This is a genomic window from Rhodoblastus sphagnicola (assembly GCF_002937075.1).
Taxonomy (GTDB): domain Bacteria; phylum Pseudomonadota; class Alphaproteobacteria; order Rhizobiales; family Beijerinckiaceae; genus Rhodoblastus; species Rhodoblastus sphagnicola.
In genome coordinates, this window is sequence record NZ_NHSJ01000134.1 from 142,398 (window position 1) to 160,202 (window position 17,805).

At 64.1% G+C, this 17,805-nt stretch carries 11 protein-coding genes; all 11 read right to left on the bottom strand.

Annotation, left to right across the window (positions count from 1 at the left end):
* Positions 1-97: 97 nt before the first annotated feature.
* Positions 98-2,443: a glycosyltransferase family 2 protein gene (locus CCR94_RS22795; RefSeq protein ID WP_104510564.1), complete on the bottom strand. Its 2,346-nt coding sequence runs from the start codon at positions 2,441-2,443 to the stop codon at positions 98-100.
* A complete protein-coding gene (locus CCR94_RS22800) occupies positions 2,440-4,971 on the bottom strand; it encodes a glycosyltransferase (RefSeq protein ID WP_104510565.1) in 2,532 nt (843 codons plus the stop codon). Before CCR94_RS22800 ends, CCR94_RS22795 begins: the two co-directional genes overlap by 4 nt.
* Before the next feature lie 170 nt (positions 4,972-5,141).
* Positions 5,142-5,825 (bottom strand): class I SAM-dependent methyltransferase, encoded by a 684-nt coding sequence (locus CCR94_RS22805; RefSeq protein ID WP_104510566.1) that lies wholly within the window; start codon positions 5,823-5,825, stop codon positions 5,142-5,144.
* The gene (locus CCR94_RS22810; RefSeq protein WP_104510567.1) at positions 5,822-7,162 is read right to left on the bottom strand and encodes a glycosyltransferase; all 1,341 of its coding nucleotides are present in this window, start codon (positions 7,160-7,162) and stop codon (positions 5,822-5,824) included. Before CCR94_RS22810 ends, CCR94_RS22805 begins: the two co-directional genes overlap by 4 nt.
* Positions 7,163-7,341: 179 nt before the next feature.
* Positions 7,342-8,706: a beta strand repeat-containing protein gene (locus tag CCR94_RS22815; protein ID WP_146090161.1), complete on the bottom strand. Its 1,365-nt coding sequence runs from the start codon at positions 8,704-8,706 to the stop codon at positions 7,342-7,344.
* Between the two features lie 108 nt (positions 8,707-8,814).
* Positions 8,815-9,666, bottom strand: coding sequence for a hypothetical protein (locus CCR94_RS22820; RefSeq protein WP_104510569.1), 852 nt, complete (start codon positions 9,664-9,666; stop codon positions 8,815-8,817).
* A 736-nt stretch (positions 9,667-10,402) separates the two neighbouring features.
* Positions 10,403-10,876 (bottom strand): transcription elongation factor GreA, encoded by a 474-nt coding sequence (gene greA / locus CCR94_RS22825; protein ID WP_104510570.1) that lies wholly within the window; start codon positions 10,874-10,876, stop codon positions 10,403-10,405.
* A gap of 146 nt (positions 10,877-11,022) precedes the next feature.
* Complete coding sequence (locus tag CCR94_RS22830; RefSeq protein ID WP_104510571.1) at positions 11,023-11,709, bottom strand: HAD family hydrolase; 687 nt, start codon at positions 11,707-11,709, stop codon at positions 11,023-11,025.
* A complete protein-coding gene (locus CCR94_RS22835) occupies positions 11,709-12,713 on the bottom strand; it encodes a UbiA family prenyltransferase (RefSeq protein ID WP_244594189.1) in 1,005 nt (334 codons plus the stop codon). The genes CCR94_RS22830 and CCR94_RS22835 overlap by 1 nt, the downstream gene beginning before the upstream one ends.
* Positions 12,710-14,119: a hypothetical protein gene (locus CCR94_RS22840; protein WP_104510572.1), complete on the bottom strand. Its 1,410-nt coding sequence runs from the start codon at positions 14,117-14,119 to the stop codon at positions 12,710-12,712. The genes CCR94_RS22835 and CCR94_RS22840 overlap by 4 nt, the downstream gene beginning before the upstream one ends.
* Positions 14,120-14,240: 121 nt before the next feature.
* Positions 14,241-17,564 carry a carbamoyl-phosphate synthase large subunit gene (gene carB, locus CCR94_RS22845; RefSeq protein ID WP_104510573.1) on the bottom strand — a complete coding sequence of 1,108 codons (3,324 nt, stop codon included), beginning with the start codon at positions 17,562-17,564 and terminating at the stop codon, positions 14,241-14,243.
* Positions 17,565-17,805: the final 241 nt, after the last annotated feature.

Here is a 17,805-nt window from a genome sequence, read left to right on the forward strand (position 1 = left end):
CCGATGATGTCCACATCATGGCGTTGCGCTGGCTGAATGGAAGATGAATGGCGGCGACATCGGGCGATGGCGATAATGCCGCAGGTGTTTGCCATGGTCAGAAGCCGGGAGGGACGACGCGCCGGCGCGGGAAGCCCGGTTGGCGCGGCGCGGCGGCGCGCGGCGGCCAGGCCAGCGCGCTGAACGGGATGGGATCGAGCGAAAGCAGCGGGCTGTAGGACGGATCGGCCACCAGCGCGTCGCCCCAGGCCGCGCGCAGGTTGCGCAGGTCGCGTTGCATGCGCCGCGACGCGTCCGTCGTTTCATCCTTGCCGCGCGAGGCGGATTCGCGATGCAGCAGGCGGGCGTGCGGCGTCTGGACGACCCGCAATCCTTGCGCCCGCAATTTCAGGCAAAAATCGACATCGTTGAAATTGATCGGGAAGTTCAGGGCGTCGAACCCGCCGGCGGCGTCGAACAGCCGCTTCTCCGTCAAGAGGCAGGCGCCCGTCACGGCGCTGCATTCATGGGCGGCGAGCAGCATGTCGGCATAGCCTGGATCGCCATCGACGCGATCGTTGAAGGCGTGCGTCGCGGCGAGACGGGGGCCGAGCACGACGCCGCCGTGCTGGACCACGCCGCTCGGCCACAGCAAATGCGCGCCGACCGCGCCGACGTCGGGCTCGGCCATGCGGCCGAGCATCTCGTCCAGCCAGCCCTTTTGCAGCGCCTCGACGTCGTTGTTGAGCAGCAGCAGGTATTGCCCCGTGGCCACGGCGGCGCCGGCGTTGACGATGGCGGAAAAATTGAACGCGCCGCCGACGCGGAACACCCGCAAGCCCTTTGCGACGATTTCCTCGAAATAGTCCAGCGTTTCGCGCTGACCCGATTCATTGTCGAGCACGATGATCTCGTGCGGCGCGAGATCCAGTGTGGCGAACAGCGAGTCGATGCAGGGTTTGAGCAGGTCGACGCGGTCGCGGGTGGGGATGAGAATGGAGACTTTTCCGGACGCGGGCTGGCGCGCCAGCTTGAGGCGGGGGAAGGTGAAACCGACGGCGGGGTCGATCCGCGCCGGCGCCTGGCGCGCGTCGAAATGCGCCTTGGCCGCCTGCATCAGCGCCGGCGCCATGGCGCGGGTGTCCAGGCGCGGCAGGCGCGCGAGGAAGCCGGGAATGTGGACCGGCGTGAGGGCGAGAGGAACCGACTGGCGCGGGCCGCGCGCGCGGCGCCCGTCGAAGGCGAAATTGCAGAGCCGGAACAGGGAGTCCGCCCCGACCCGCAGCGCCGCGCGCACAAAATCGCGGCGCGCGGCGAACAGCAGCGCGCCCGCGCCCTGTTCGAGCAGGCGTTCGTAATCGAAGGCGGGCAGCGCGACCGGCCACTCGCCGCCGTCGGCGGCGGTCAGTGTGAAGTCCGCATAGGCCCAGGGCGCCGAGGGAAAAGCTCTCAGCGCCGCCGCGAAAGCCGTCAGGGCGCCCGGCTCGAACAGGGTTCCACCAAGGGCGAAGACGATGATGTCGCAGGCGCTCGCGTCCTGTTCGAGGTACTGGATCAGGTTGGCGGCGTTGAACCGCGCCGCGCCGCCGCCGTCCAGCACGGCCGCGAGCCAGTCGCAGCTCTCCTGCGCCTCCAGCGTCTCCAGGCTTTCCTGCGCGCCGTCCTCGCCAACCAGCACGATGGCGATCGGCGCCGGTTCGATCTCGCGCGGAATCTTCGGCGCGAACCGCCGCCGCCAGTCGCCAATCGCAGTGAAGGGCAGGGATTGCGGCATGATCTCGTCGAAAAATTCCGCGCGAAGGCGCTGCGAGTCGAGATCGGCGCCGTCGCGAATGAAGCGCGCCAGTCCGTCGGCGAAAGCGGCGAAGAACACCGGGCTGCCCGGAAGCTCCTGGCCATTGTCGTCGATCACGCGCGCCTGGTGGGCGCGGCCATCGGCGAGGCTTTCCGGCAGGAACAGGTCGAAGGCGCGGCGGGGGCGGGCGCGCGGGCCGTCGTCGATGTGAACCCAGCTCGACGCGGGCGCTTCGGCCACCACCTGGCCTTCCACCAAGGCGCGGACCCGGCCCTCCGCGACGCCGGCGCCGAACCAGCCGTTGAGGCGGAGACCGCCGAGCCAGCGCGCCTCACCCTCCAATCCCCCCTGTTGCGCGGCGACGAAGGGGGCGTCGAGACAGGCGAGCGCGTCATCGCCATTGGCGAGCCGCAGCTCCAGCCGCCGCGCCTGCGCCAGCGCGCCCGCCGGCAGCGCGAATGCGAAACCGTGGCAGCCGTCGCCCTGTTGTTCGCGCGCGAGACCGGAGTCGTAGAGGTCCGCGCGCGCCAGCCCGGCCGGGCGGCCATCCACGAGCAGGTCCACGGCGAGGCGCCGGTGGGGGATTCCCGCGTCGAAGGCGTAGCCGCCAACCCGATCGTCGGACAGGAGAATCAGGGCCGCCTTGATCGTCTGGGTGACATCGCTCATGCGCTTTCGTCCTTCGCTGCGGCGCGCAAGTCAACCGCGCGGCGCGACTGGAGCCAGTCGGCCACGCATTCGGCCGCCTTGCGGTCGCACAGGCGCGGATCGAGCGCGAGATCCGCTTCGTGGAAGGGCAGGGCGCCCGAAGACCAGTCGAAACCGGCCCGCGCCAGGCCGCTGGCCGCCGCCAGCGCGTCGAGTCGGCCCAGGAATCGCGTCCGCGAACAGGACATCAGTTCGGTGACGTCATGGGCTTGGACCAGCCGCGCCAGTTCGTCGTCGCCCACTGGCCCGGTCGCCAGCACATTGCCCGGCGCCATCGCCGCGAATTCGTCGAGGCAGACTCCGAACACGACAAGCAGGACGGGATCGCCGCGCCGGCGCAGCGCCTGCGCCAAGGCAAGGATGAGCGAATCGGCGCCGGCGTCGGGGAGCGGCGACAGCAGGCCGAGCACAAGTCCGCCCGTCGCATTCGGCGCGAAAGCGGCGAGGTCCGGCGGCGGAAGCCGCCGAGCCTCGGGAAACAGCCGTTGCGCCACAAAGGCGCCCATGCGGTCGAGCGGACGCAGCGGCGCGCCGTGCCTGGCGGCGTCCTGCCAGGTCCGCAGTCGATCCGCCGTGTCCCGCGAGTCGGACAGCGCGTGGGCGCAAGACGGGCAGGGGATCGCGTCCAAGGGTTGTGCGCAGCCGCCGTCGGGTCGGGGCGGCCGCGCGAACCATTCGAGATCGGCGATCACCAGCTCCATCTCCCCCAGAGCGGGGAGCATGGCGACGAGCGCCTCGGGCAAGGCGGTCGAAAAGAACAGGGTGATCCCGGTCAGACGCAGGCGAAACAGCCATTTGCCGAGCGCGGCGACGCCGCGCGCGTCGCTGAGGTCGAATTCGAGCGACTGCGGAGTCCGGCCCTGGGGACCGCGTAGCGCCACAGTTTGGCGCATGGGGTCGTAAAGACACAGCAGCGGCTTCGGCGCGTCCGGCGCGAAGCCGCGCGCTTCGGCTTGCGCCTCGATCGCGCAGGCGCCGAGCGCGGCCACGATCAGCCGCAACGGGCGGCGCGGCGCGTCGAGCCGCTCCATGGCCCCCCGCGCCGCGCGCAACGGATCGGCGCGCAGAAAGGCGGCGCATTCGGCCTCGTGATGCGGAAAGCGGGTCCTGAGCACTTGCATGTTCCGCGTCACCAGCCGGCGCTTGTCCGCCCCGAACGACAGCGCGCCGGCATGGCCGACATAGACCCCGGCGGCGCAGACGATGCGAAAGCCTTTTTCGCGCGCCCGCAAACAGAACTCGACATCCTCGTAATAGCCGCGTCCGTAAATTTCCGGCAGCGGACCCACCGCGTCGAGGCAGGCGCGGGTGATGTACAGGCAGAAGCCGATTCCATTGGGCAGGTCGATCAACAGATCGCCATTGGCTTTCCGCGCCAGGGCGTCCAACCGGGCGATTTCGCTTTCGCGCGGCATCGGGGCGCTGGCGTTGGGCGCGGGAAAGCTGCACGTTTCGCCGTTGTTCGACCAAGGCGTCAGCGCGCCGACGTCCGGCGCCGCGCGCGACAGGGCGGCGAGTCGCGCGAACGCGCCGGGCGGAGGCAGTGTGTCGGCGTTGAGCAGAATGACGTCGCCGCCGCGACACTGCGGCAGCGCGCGATTGACCGAGGCGGCGAAGCCAAGGTTGACCGGATTGCGGATCAGCTCCAGCCGCCCCGTCGCTGCGGTGATGTCGAGCCAGCCGCTCAGGGCGGCGTTCGGGGTGGCGTCATCGACGACCACCAGTCGCGCGCGGGCGTCGTCGAGTTGCGCCATCGTCGCCATCAGGCAGGCGCGGGTCGCCTCGAAATCCTCATAGACGGGAACGACGATCCAGAGTTTCGCGGTTTCCGGCGCGCGGTCGAGCGGAGGGGGGGGCGGCGGCGCCGACGACCAGCAGGCGATTTCGCGGTCGCCGATTCCAAGCGCGACGCGGCGCAGGCCGGTGGCGTCCAAGGACAGGTCCGCAGCGTCGAGGCCGTCCTGGCGAAGCACATGGAGTGGGTCCGCCGCCAAAGGAGCGGCGGCGGACTCGTCGCGCAATTCCAACAGATCGGGTTGATCTTCCGCGCGCCAGACCGCCCAGCCCCTCAGGCGTCCCGCGACGGGTCGCAGATTCAGGACCGCTTTCGCGCCGCCGGTGAACGCTTCGGCGAGCGCGACCCGCAGCAGGTCGGGGTCGCAGGCGGGATCGTCGATCAGCGCGCGCGCGGACGCCAATTTTTCCTGTCGCCCGCCCCTTTGCAGCACGAAGCGCAGCACGGTGCGGTGGGTGGGGTCGAGGTCGAACGCGCGGGCGAGATCGGCATCGGCGAGGTCTTCGAACCCCGCGCCGCGCGCCGCCTCGGAGCGCAGCAGGATATCGATCGCGCTGGCCTGGCCGACGCGGCAGAGCCGGTCGGCGAAGCGGAAAGCGCTGGCGAAATCGCCGCGCCGCAAATGCTCCGCGGCCAGCCTCGCCAGCGCCTCGCCATGGTCCGCGCGGTCAATAAACAGGGAGTCGCCGTCCACTTCAGTCTCTCAGGGCGTTTTCACGGCGGGTTCGCATCGGGAAAACGCGGAAAAAGAAAAATCCCGCTTAACGCATATCCCCGAAAAGTGTGCGCGGTTTTCGGAAAAGAATATGCGCAAAACCAAAGATCTAGAGCAAGTTCGGTGAAAGGGAGTTCGCCGAACTTGCTCTAGCGTTGGTATGGGTGCGACGCGGGTTCGGCTGACGAAACCTTCTCCTCCTGACCCAGGGTCAGGAAGGGTTCGAGCATCGAACCGGCGAACAGACGCGTCAGCGCCTCCCAGGATGTTCCCGGCGTCATCAGCAAGCCCCAGATGTCGAAGTACTTGCCTTCGATAACGCGCACTTCGGAAAATCCCGCGTTCATCGCGATGCGACCCAGCCGCTGCGCGGTGAAGCCGGTGTTGTGGGCCATGTAATGCGCGCCATTGGCGATGAGTTCGCTATGGCCGTACAGCATGTCGATCGGGCGGATGGCGCCGGCCGGGGACTGGTAGGCGACTGCCTCTGCACCCTTCTCGAGGATGAACCGGGCGATGGCGATCAGGCTGGGGCAGGTCACCAAGGCGAAGCCGCCCGGCTTGAGCACCCGGCGAAATTCGCGGAAGGCGGGAATGACCTCGTGGGCGTGGAGATGCTCGATCGCGTGCGAGGAATAGACCACATCGACCGCCGCGTCGCGGATGAGCGCCCGCATGTCCACGATGGAGCCGAGCACGTCGGGCTCGTTGGCGGGAACGATGTCGAGCCGGATCTCGGACCAGTCCTGCGGGGCGAAGATTTGGGGAATGCGACCCGAATTGCGCGGACCGGAGCCCGCGTTCAGGATGGTTCTCTTCACGCTTTCCGTCATCCGACGTCCTCTTGAGTTGCGCCCGGGGCGCTGCGTCCGCGCCGAACAATGAAGGGGGCTGTGCGGTCTTCCGGACGCTCGGAGGCTTCGATCCCATCGCCGGGCGGGGAGGGTTCGGGCGCCGCGGAGGGCAGCCCGAGGATCTGCATCGCCTGACGCAGGCAATCCTTCCTGTCGTAGCGCGCCAGGGCCGTCTCGCGCGCCGCGGTCCCCAGCTCCGCGTACTCGCCCGGAGCGGCCAGGATACGAGTCACCTTTTCGGCAAGGGCGACGGGGTCGTGGAACGGCGTCAGCAACCCGTCAACTCCGTCGGTGATCGCCTCCCGCACCGGCGGCGTATCGGAGCCGACAACGACGCAGCCGAGCGCCATGGCCTCGATCATCGACCAGGACAGCACGAAGGGAAAGGTGAGATAGACGTGGACCGTCGTGGTCTTGAGCAGTTCGACGAAGCGGTCATAGGGTTGCGGCGGCAAGAAATGCACGCGCGACAGGTCCAGTTGACCGGCGACCTCGTCGAGATAGATCGATTTCCAGCTCTTGCCCTCCTCGGGAGAGGCTCCGTAGGACACATCGTCGCCGCCTATGATGACCGCATGGGCGTTGGGACGCGCGGCGAGGATCGATGGAAGCGCGCGCATGAAGACATGATAGCCGCGCATGGGTTCGAGATTGCGGGCGATGAAGGTCACGATCTCGTCGCCGCGATGCAGCACCCGGCCGCCGGGAAGTTCGAACTGCGCATTGGCGTCCGGCTGCAACTGTTCGCCGTCCACGCCCTCGTGGACAACCTGAATCTTGGAATGGAATTCGGTGGGATAGGTCTGTTTCTGCCATGACGTCGGCGACAGGCCGAGATCGGCGTCGACCAGCGACAGCAGCGTCGCCGCATTCTTGCAATGAAGCGTGACGACTCCGTCCACGCCGAATTTTGGATCTTCGGGATCGAAATGAATGTCCTGGCCTTCCGGACGGTAATAGAATTCGCAGTAAACAGCGATTTTCGCCGAGGGGAAAAAGGCCCGCAGGGGCAGGGTCTCGCCCCAGCCGCAATGGCCGACGATCAGGTCGGGAACGAAGCCCTTGGCGCGCAATTCGCTCAGGACGTAAAGGATCTGCGTGGCGCGGCGGCCTTCGACATCGAGGCGGCGGGCGAAGGGATGCGTCTGCGACACATTGAAGAATGGCATCCGATAGCGCAGCAGTTCCACGCCTGGGATGTCCTGCGCGGTTTGCGAACCAACGGCGACAACGCGATGGTCGGGCGATCTGGCCAGCTCTCCCGCGAGTCCCCGAAATTGCGCGGGAAAGTTGTTATGAACAAATAAGATCTGCATCCTGCTCGTCTCGCGAGGGCCGCGAAGCGGTCCTTGCGACTCTTGATTAGAGCATTTCCCCGTAAAAGATAGATTGGTCGCGGATGAAAGTTAACTTGGGTGAACGTTAACTTGGGCAAGTCTGAAATGAAAACGCCGCGCGATGATCGCGCGGCGTTTTCTGTGTTGGTCGGCGTCGATCAGACCTTGGTCGCGCCCGGAATGGTCGCTTCCGCGACGATGCTGTACGTAGCATTGGAGAAGGTGAGTGTATGACCGGTGCTGAACGTCAAGGTAGTGGCCCCGCCCGAGGTGACCGTTGAATTTATGCCGCCGTTCGCCAGAGGCGAAACGATATCGATCTTGGTGTCCGAGCCGCCGACGATCGTCGAATTGGCGTTGGTCGAGTAGAAGATCGTGTCGTGTCCCGTGCCGCCGACGATGCTGGCGTTGCCGCTGGCCACGCCGATCGTATCGGAGCCGGAGCCCAAGGTGATCGTGTCGTGTCCCGTGCCGGTCCAGGCGATGAGCGATCCGCTGCCGCCGTGGATCGAGTTGTTGCCCTGGCCGAGGCCGACCCAAGTGTCCCCAATGCCGGCGTTGATCGTATCGGCCGAGCTCGCGAACCTCCCAGCCCAGATCGTGGCCGAGCCGCCACCGGCGTGCAGGGTGTCGTTGACCGTGTCGATCACGCTGTGACCGCCGCCATAAACGGTGTCGTTGCCCGAACCCGTCAAGATCGTGTTCGAGCCCGTCTGCCAGACCTTGCCCTTGCTCGAGTCGCTGATGTTTTCAATATTGTCGGTGTTGTAGCCAATGATCAGGTTATTGCCCGCCGAGGCGCTGAGCGTGTCCAAACCGGAACCGGCGACCAACGTATCGGACGAACCCGTCCAAAGGCCACCCGCAAGAGATTCCGTTCCGCGGCCGGCGTGGATTTCGCTGTGGCCGCCGCCATAGAGCGTGTCGGTTCCGGCTCCGCCCCAGAGGATGTTCCGCACAGCCGAGGCCACCGTCGCGCCGATCTGCGTGCCATAGAGCACATTGTGACCGTCGGCGACGCCAAGAATTTGGCCGGAGCCCGTCCCCGCCACAATAGTGTCATAGGAATAAGCGGCCGACGCCGAGGTGTCGCCGCCATAGTAGCCGCTGCCCGAACCAGCCTGGATGAAGGTGCGGCCGGCGGCGCCTCCGTAAATGTTGTCAAATCCCGAACCGGCGGTGATCGTCTCCAGCACGCCCGCGCCGCCGACCGCCAAGAAAGCGCCAGCGCCAAGCTTGATGGTTTCGAAGTTATTGCTGCCGCCGTAGACGGTGTCCATCAACGGTCCGTAATTGTCGATGTTCAGCGTGTCGGCGAAATCGCCTATCACGATGACATTTCCGCCGGCTGTGTCAGTCACCGAAATCTGGGACTTGTTCGGGTCATCGGCGATGAACAGCTGGCCGGGACTCGTCAGCGTCGCCGGCGCGCCGTCCGTATCCAAGATCACCGTGAGGGGCTTTCCCGACGCCGGCTGAAGACCGCCGGCAGTCAAAGCCTGCTCGATGAGTTGCTGCGTCAAGCCATTGACTGTAACGCCAAGATAGTGCTCAAGGCCTGATTTGTCCAAGTTATAAGTAAAAGCCACAGCCGCCCCCGCTTTTTAGCTTACATGCCCAAAAATTCGCGCTCAGCCATTCGCTGTCGCGCGGAAAACCTTTAGTTTCGACTCTTGCGGTCGCGCTACCGGAGCCCAACCAGCGATCGTGGCGTCCCCCACCGTGGTCGCGACCAATTCAACACGCAGACCGACCAGCGGATCGACGCCCGCCGCGCTGACGATTTCGACTTCGCGGCCACGCCGGTTCATCACGGGAGATCCCAAGAAAAGAGCGTTGACGACGATCTCGGCATTCTCGGCGGCCGCGCCCGACAGGCGCAGGCGTAGGCCCGCGAGCGGTAGCGCGCGGCATCGCGTGCCGACAAAATGTCCCGGGCCAGCCCAGTCCAGCCAGCGCGGCGGATTGGTGGCGAGCAGGGGTTGAAGTTCGAGCGAGAGTCCATCCGGCAGCGCGCCGCGCACCTCCAGGCCTTCAATCGGCGCCGGCGCTTCAGGGCCGGCGATCCATGCGCCAAGCGTCGTCTGAACATCGCCGCGCCGCGATACGTGCGCGAGAAGGATCGGGGCGCCCCGAGCGGCCGGGGGCATGGTCTGCGCCACCTGGGGGGCGGGCTGATCTCCACCCAACGGCTCGATCCGGAAGGACGCTTCAAGCGGGTCGCCGAGCGTCTTCGCGACGATCTTCACGAGGAGTTGACCGATCTGTTCGGCGCGAACGATGACGAAATCGCCCGGCTCCGAGAGGTATCCTGTGACGACGCCGGGTGCTGAAATGACTTCGATAAAGGCAGCGCTCGCCGCCGTCGGCTTGACGAAGGCGAATGGAGAGGGGCCGCTCGTGGCGCCAGTCGCATAACGCAAAAGGATCAGACCACGGTTGACCGTGATTGTCGTTTCCTGCTCTTGCGGCGCTTGCGCCAATACAACCTCCTGATAGGCATTACAACCGCAGGTATAGCATCCGCAACATTCACCTTGCAGCAGCTATCCTTTACTTTTGGTAACATCAGCTCGGCGGTTTTGCCAATCGAAAATTTGCTGCGGTTGCGAGATTGCGCTGAACGGGCCTTGACACGCGCAGGAACGAACGTGCGCCCCCTTGGAAGGGTGGTCAAAAGCTAAATCTAAACAATGTATTAAGAATTCTGTTGTGTTCTTGTTCTGGTGATCTGCGGGAATACCCACACGGTCGTGGTTAAGTTCGCGCTCGTTTTCGTGGACGTTTCGCGCATTTTGATCAAATGGTAAAAAATACAACCAAAAGGTGTATACAGCGTGTCGCGTTGAATTACCGTGGCAGCGCCCTAACTCCTGAAAGAATAGACGAAAGTTGGAGCGAGCTTGATGCCGTCGGCGCGCGGTGACAGGGGCGAATGCAACCGACGGCTGTGATCCCCGGTTGCAGACCGGGGCGATACGCCGATGCGCGCTGCGGGGCGTTGGTTTTTGAAGCTATCTAAAAAACAAGGGTTTATTGAATAAGCAGGAGGATGAATGGGCGCGGCGGGACAATTTAACCCCACCATTGCAGATCGCGGGCATGGCGCGAAAAAAAAGCAGGTTCGCGCGCATCGCCCCTGCGGATGGCGGCCCCGCATTCCCACGGAGCCGTCGCGCTGCCTCGGGCAATCGTGCGGGGTGGGCGCGCCGACGAGATTTAGATGAATTCGACCTTGAGGATCTCGTAGCTCTTGCCGCCGCCTGGCGTGTTGACTTCGACGGTGTCGCCGACCTTCTTGCCGATCAGCGCCCGCGAAATCGGCGAGGAAACGGAGATGCGGCCAGATTTCACGTCGGCTTCCGTGTCGCCGACGATCTGGTAGCGCTTTTCTTCCTCGGTGTCCTCGTCAATCAGCGTGAGCGTCGCGCCGAACTTCACACTGTTTCCCGACAGCTTGCTGACGTCGATGATTTCCGCGCGGGCGATCTTGTCCTCGAGTTCGGCGATTCGGCCTTCGTTCAGAGACTGCGATTCCTTTGCCGCGTGATATTCGGCGTTTTCGGACAGGTCGCCATGGGAGCGGGCTTCCGAAATGGCCTCGACGATGCGCGGCCGCTCCACCTGCTGGCGATGCTTCAATTCCGCTTCCAGTGCGGAGAAGCCGGCGGCGGTCATGGGCAGCTTTTCCATCCTTACGTCTTTCGTTTCGGGCCGTCCGCGGACGCGCCGGGGATCAAACGCGCAACGCGCCCCGGTGGGGCGCGTCGGCTTTCTGCAAGAGGGCAGATACCATCGTACATTCCCGGCGGCAGGTCAACTCTGGGGGCGGGCGTCGGTCACGGCGCGAGGGCCGGCGGGAACAGCTTGTCCGTGTAGTTTGCAAAGGTGACGAGTCCGGGTAATCGCCGGCTGGACCTGATCGCGGCTAGCGCTCCCGCGCGGCGGGCGGCTTCCGCGTCGCGATCGACGCGGTCGCCCACCATAAGCGTCTCCTCGGGAGCAACGCCGGCCTCGCGCATCAAGACTTGAAGACCGCGCGGATTAGGTTTGAGGACGCCAATGTGGGTGTCGGTCGCGCAGGCGACGAGATCGGCTCGCAATTGCAGGATTTCGAGTTTTTCGCGCGCGGGATAATCGGAATACACGCCGATCAAGATGCCGCGGCTCTTCAAGGCAAGGAAGAGTTCCCGGACGCCGGCGTATCGGCAGGCGGCGAGATGCGCGAGTGGGCGCCGCTCGATCCACTCCCCGACGACCCCGCGGACGTCGGCTTCGCCGACGCCGGCCTCCCGCGCCGTCCTGGCGATCAGGATGGGTTCGAAGCCCTCGATTTCCGCGTCGCCAAGGGTCTCGCGAAGCGACCGGTAACGGCGAAGAATGCGCAGGGTTTGCATCGACTGTGTCGCCAGGGCGTGCGAGGCGATCTCCCACGCCATTCTCAGCCGCAAGGCCCGCTGGTCGTAAAGTGTTCCGTCCACATCGAACGCGACCAGCCGGATTCGGCTCCAGTCCAGCGCCGTCATCACCGCACGACTATGAAATGTTGTTCGACGAATTGGTCGAGCAGGGGAATGTGGAACACGCTGGCGATGAGGAACACGATCACAAGCAGGGCGACAAGCGCCATCAGAGTAGGCTCGCGAAACAGCCTTTCCGGCTTCTGCGCGGAAGAATCCGGTTCGACCGACATGATGAAATAGAAGGTGAATAGGGCGACCACGCAGGGCACCACCAGAATGTATTCGATGCGGTACTTGACCAGGAAAATGGAGAGACAGGCGACCGACAGCAGCGAGAAGGCGATGCAGGACGCGGTCAGTGTGGCGTCAGTGTAGTGGGCGAAACTTGCGCGATAGCGGGCCAGGAGGTCGGGGCCGTGCGATTCTCCGATCTCGCGGTATTCGGACAGACGCTTGGCGGCCATCAGGAAGGCGCCGCCGAACCAATAAGCCAGGATCAGCGAGGCCGGCGGCAGGGAAGTCGGATCGATAATCGCCCAGCCGATCGTCAGGCGCAGCGGATTGTTGACCGATTCCGAAATGACATCGAGATAGGCCTTGTCCTTGCTGCGGATCGGGGCGACGTTGTAGACAAGGCCCTGCGCCGCGAACAATCCGGCGATGATCAGCATGAGCGGGCTTTGCCATGCGGCGAAGGTCAGGCCTAGGCCGGCGAGCGCCAGCCATTCCGCGACGACGATCCGACCGTCCATCGCGCGCTGGACCGCGGAGCGGAGCGATTTCGTCGGGTGATGCCGGTCGAACTCCCGGTCGAGATATTCATTGATGACATAATTGGCCGAGGCGATGCAGACTGCGGTCAGCAGCCCGAGCGCGAGCGAGACCGGGAGGTTCTCGACCCGGACGCCTCGGAGGAGATAGGCGAGCACAAGGCCCGGCGCGATGAAGATATGCTTGGTGCTGTGATCGAGCCGGGCGATGGCGATGTAGTCCGCAAGGCGAGCGGGCTGCGGTTGCGTCGGATCGGCGGCGATTTGCGGAGAGGACATCGGCGGCGTGGCGGTCATGATGTTGGTCCCGGAACGAGATCGCGATCTTGCGCGGGTTGGCGAGGTCGCGGGGACGAAAGCCTTCGCGCCACCATGAGCGCGAGGCTCGCCATGCTCGCGGGGGCCAGAACAATCATCCAGGCGATTTCGGGGAAGTAATACCGGATTTCGTCGGTCGGATAGACCAGCGTGAAGCACAGCGTCGAGATCGCCAGCGCGAGGCTGGTCACGAAAATGCGCCCGCTTCTCAGCGGTATGGCGAACACGAACGGCAAAAGCATGAAGACGATGGGGATATAGATCGCCCCGAGAGCGGAATTATAGAACGACTGATGGCGGCTGACGAGCGATACGACGTTATCGGTCAGGGAGTTCTGAATGACTTTGGAATTTGCAAATTTCAGCATGTCGGGGCGGCCGAGTTCCGCGAGGCTCAGCCGTCGAAACAGGAAGATCTTCGTTCTTTCCGCCATCAACGCGGCGGCTTCCCTGGGATTTTCAGCAATGATACGCCCGACGCCGGGGAGTATGCCGGAGAGGCGGCTGGCGTAGAGCTTGTCCCAATTGACGCTTTTCTGAAGATCCTGGCACCACATGTTCAAGGAGCAAGTGGCGTCGATTACCGGCTTGTCCGGGGCGAAGTCGCCGACGGGCGCTGATGTCCCGGGGATTTGCGAAAGAAGATAAAGGCCGACGAGCGAAGGACCCAGGTTCATCGTTCTTATGTGCCCACCGTGGCCAACCTTGATCTGGGAAGCCGCCACGGCGATGACGCAAGCGGCCAAGGTCGCCATTCCCGCCTTCGGGGGCAGGCGTCTGCTTAGGATCAGAAGCAGTGCGCAGAGGAAGAAAATCAGCGCCATTTCCGGGCGGAGGAGGATCGCCGCGCCGACGAAGATCAGCGCGCGCCGGAAGGCTCCGCTGATCTGGCAGCTGACAAAGCAAAAAACGCAAGCGGTGACGAACAGATGTGGCCCATGCAGGATCATCCATCCCGCAAAAGGCGAAAACACAAAGATTGATGCGGTGATAATGAATGTCTTCGGGTAGCCTAGCTTACGATGAAGCTCAAGAACCGAATAAAGGAAGAAAAATGCGGAGAGTAAAATGAATATGCCGAAATCCTTGGTTATAAGGAAGAGCGGAATTCGAATGAAAACGTTCCAGATCGGCCATTGATTAAAGAAGTCTGGCGGGAACGCGAGCGTGTGCGCCTTGATGGCCTTGCAGATATATTCAACCCAGTTTATTTGCCAAATGACATCGTAATAAAACAACCCTGGATAAAACTTCAAAGTCAAAAACAGAGAAAAAAGACCACAGATCCATAAGTTTTTCTGCTCAATGAAGGACGAAGATCTTTCAAAGGCAAGCGTAAGTTTCGAAATTGAATTTTTTGCCTTTATGAATTCCAAAAGGGGCATTCCGCATCCTTTGCGTACAATCGATATTTCCAAACAAGGCGGCTGCGCGCCCGCCAAATCGGACACTGGATATCTTTTTCCGCCGCCATCGGCAAGCAATCCGCCGGCGGCGGCGGCGCGCTCAGTCGAAATAATCCTGAAGCGCCCGCACCTCCAGGTCGCCGGCGCGATAGGCGCGCACGCCTTCCGCCGCCGCCAGCGCGCCCGCCAGCGTGGTGTAATAGGGCGCCTTGTGCAGCAGGGCGGCCCGGCGCAGCGAGCGCGAATCGGCGAGCGCTTGCGCGCCCTCGGTTGTGTTGAACACGAGCTGCACGCCGCCGTTCTTGATGGCGTCCACCACATGCGGGCGCCCTTCCGACACCTTGTTGATGCGTTGCGCCTTTATCCCCTGTTCGTTGAGGAAGCGGGCGGTGCCGCCGGTCGCCAGCACCTTGAAACCAAGGCTGGCGAGCAGTTTGACCGCGTCGAGCACGCGCAGCTTGTCGGTTTCGCGCACCGAGACGAACAGGGCGCCCGACGTCGGCACCTTGGCGCCGGCGCCGAGCTGGCTCTTGGCGAAGGCGACGTCGAAGGAGCGGTCGAGGCCGATCACCTCGCCGGTCGAGCGCATTTCCGGGCCGAGCACGGTATCGACTCCGGGGAAGCGCGCGAAGGGGAACACGGCTTCCTTCACGCCGACATGACCGCCCTTCCAGGGTTTCAGCGCGAAGGAGGCGAGGCTCTCGCCCGCCATGACGCGCGAGGCGATCTTGGCGATGGGCATGCCGATCACTTTTGCGACGAAGGGCACGGTGCGCGAGGCGCGGGGATTGACTTCGAGCACGTAGATTTCGCCGCCCTTGATCGCATATTGCACGTTCATGAGGCCGCCGACATGGAGCGCCAGCGCCATCTTGCGGGTCTGGTCCTCCAGTCTCGCGATGATCTCCGGCGAAAGCGAGCGGGGCGGCAGCGAACAGGCGGAATCGCCGGAGTGGATGCCGGCCTCCTCGATATGTTCCATCACGCCGGCGACGAACACGTCCTTGCCGTCGCAAAGGCAATCGACGTCCACTTCGACGGCGTCCACGAGATAGCGGTCGAACAGCAGAGGATTTTTTCCCAGCACCGTGTTGATCTGGCCGGTCTTGTCGTTGGGATAGCGCGTCTTCACGTCGGACGGCACCAGGCCCGGCAAAGTGCCGAGCAGGTAATCGTCGAGTTCGCCGGGGTCGCGGATGATAGCCATGGCCCGCCCACCCAGCACGTAGGAGGGGCGCACCACCAACGGCAGGTCGAGTTCGCCGGCCACCATGCGCGCCTGTTCCACCGAATAGGCGATGCCGTTCTTCGGTTGCTTGAGGCCGAGCTTGTCGAGCAGGCGCTTGAACTGGTCGCGGTCCTCGGCGAGGTCGATGGACTCGACGGAGGTGCCGAGGATCGGAATGTCGGCGTCTTCGAGAATCTTGGCGAGTTTTAGCGGGGTCTGGCCGCCGAACTGCACGATCACCCCGTGCAGCGTCCCGTTTTCCTGCTCCTTGGCGAGGATCTCCAGCACGTCCTCGCGGGTGAGCGGCTCGAAATAGAGGCGGTCCGAGGTGTCGTAGTCGGTTGAGACCGTCTCCGGATTGCAGTTGATCATGATGGTTTCATAGCCGGCGTCGCTCAGTGCGAAACAGGCGTGGCAGCAGCAATAATCGAACTCGATGCCCTGGCCGATACGGTTGGGGCCGCCGCCAAGAATCACCACCTTGTTGCGGTCGCTCGGCCGCGACTCGCAGGCGGGGACGCCAGCGAAAGGCGTCTCGTAGGTCGAGTACATATAGGCGGTGGGTGAAAAGAATTCCGCCGCGCAGGTGTCGATGCGCTTGAACACCGGGCGCACGTCGAGCGCGCGCCGCAGCGCGGCGATCTCGTCCTCGTTCTGGCGGGTGAGCGAGGCGAGGCGCAGGTCGGAAAAGCCGGCGGCTTTCAAAGCGCGGAAATTCTCGGCGTCCTTGGGCAGGCCAAAAGTCTTGACCTTGTTTTCCAACGCGACGATCTCGGCGATGCGCGACAGGAACCAGGGGTCGATCTTGCAGGCTTCAAAGATGTCCTGCTCGCTCATGCCCATGCGCAGCGCCTGTCCGACCACAAGGATGCGGTCGGGCGTGGGCGTACCCAACGCTGCGCGCAAAACGTTCATGTCGTCGCCCTTGCCCATGCCGTCGATCTCGAACTCGTCGAGACCGGACAGGCCGGTTTCCAGCGAACGCAGGGCTTTTTGCAGCGATTCGGCGAAGGTGCGGCCGATCGCCATGGCTTCGCCGACCGATTTCATCGCCGTGGTCAGGATGGGTTCGGCGCCGGGGAATTTTTCAAACGCGAAGCGCGGGATTTTGGTGACCACGTAATCGATGGTCGGCTCGAACGAGGCGGGGGTGGCGCCGCCGGTGATGTCGTTGGCGATTTCGTCGAGCGTGTAGCCCACGGCCAGCTTCGCTGCGACCTTGGCGATGGGAAAGCCGGTGGCTTTGGACGCCAGCGCCGACGAACGCGACACGCGCGGGTTCATCTCGATCACGATCATGCGGCCATTGGCCGGATTGATGGCGAATTGCACGTTGGAGCCGCCGGTCTCCACCCCGATCTCGCGCAGCACCGCCAGCGAGGCGTCGCGCATGATCTGATATTCCTTGTCGGTCAGCGTCAGCGCCGGGGCGACGGTGATGGAATCGCCGGTGTGTACGCCCATCGGATCGATGTTCTCGATCGAGCAGACGATGATGCAATTGTCCGCCTTGTCGCGGACCACCTCCATCTCATATTCCTTCCAGCCGAGGACGCTTTCCTCGATCAGCACCTCGTTGGTGGGCGAGGCGTCGATGCCGCGCTCGACAATGTCGATGAACTCGGCCTTGTTGTAGGCGATGCCGCCGCCGGTGCCGCCCAGCGTGAAGGACGGGCGGATGATGGCGGGCAGACCGATGTCGTCCAGCGCTTCCAGCGCCTGCGTCAGCGTCTTGATATGGTGCGAGTTCGGAGTGTCCAGGCCGATTTTCGTCATGGCCTTGCGGAACAACTCGCGGTCTTCGGCCTTGTCGATGGCTTCCGCCGTCGCGCCGATCATCTCGATATCGAATTTTTCCAGCACGCCCATTTTCTTGAGCGACAGGGCGCAGTTCAGCGCGGTTTGGCCGCCCATCGTCGGCAGCAGGGCGAAGCCGCCGGGAACGGCGTGGCGCTCCTTCTCGATGATCTTGGCGACGATTTCCGGGGTGATCGGCTCGACATAGGTGCGATCGGCCAGATCCGGGTCGGTCATGATCGTCGCCGGATTGGAATTGACCAGGACGATCCGGTAGCCCTCGGCCTTGAGCGCTTTGCAGGCCTGCGTGCCGGAATAGTCGAATTCGCAAGCTTGCCCGATGACGATCGGCCCCGCGCCGATGATCATGATCGTCTGGATGTCTGTGCGCTTCGGCATGTCTGCTCTTTGTTATGACGGGCTGCGCCCGGCTTGTCGTTTTTCGGCGGCGCCTGGTCCGGCGAGGCCGCACACAAAAAAAGGCCGCGCTCCGGCCTGTTTGCCGGTGCGCGTCCTCCGCCGTCTGTCCCTGTCGGGACGTGGCGCGCGCCCGGCCCGGGGCTGCTGTCGCAGTCCCTCTTGTCGGCGAACCTGTTAAACGAGTTTTTTTCTGCTGTGAACCCCATTTGCACGCAATGGA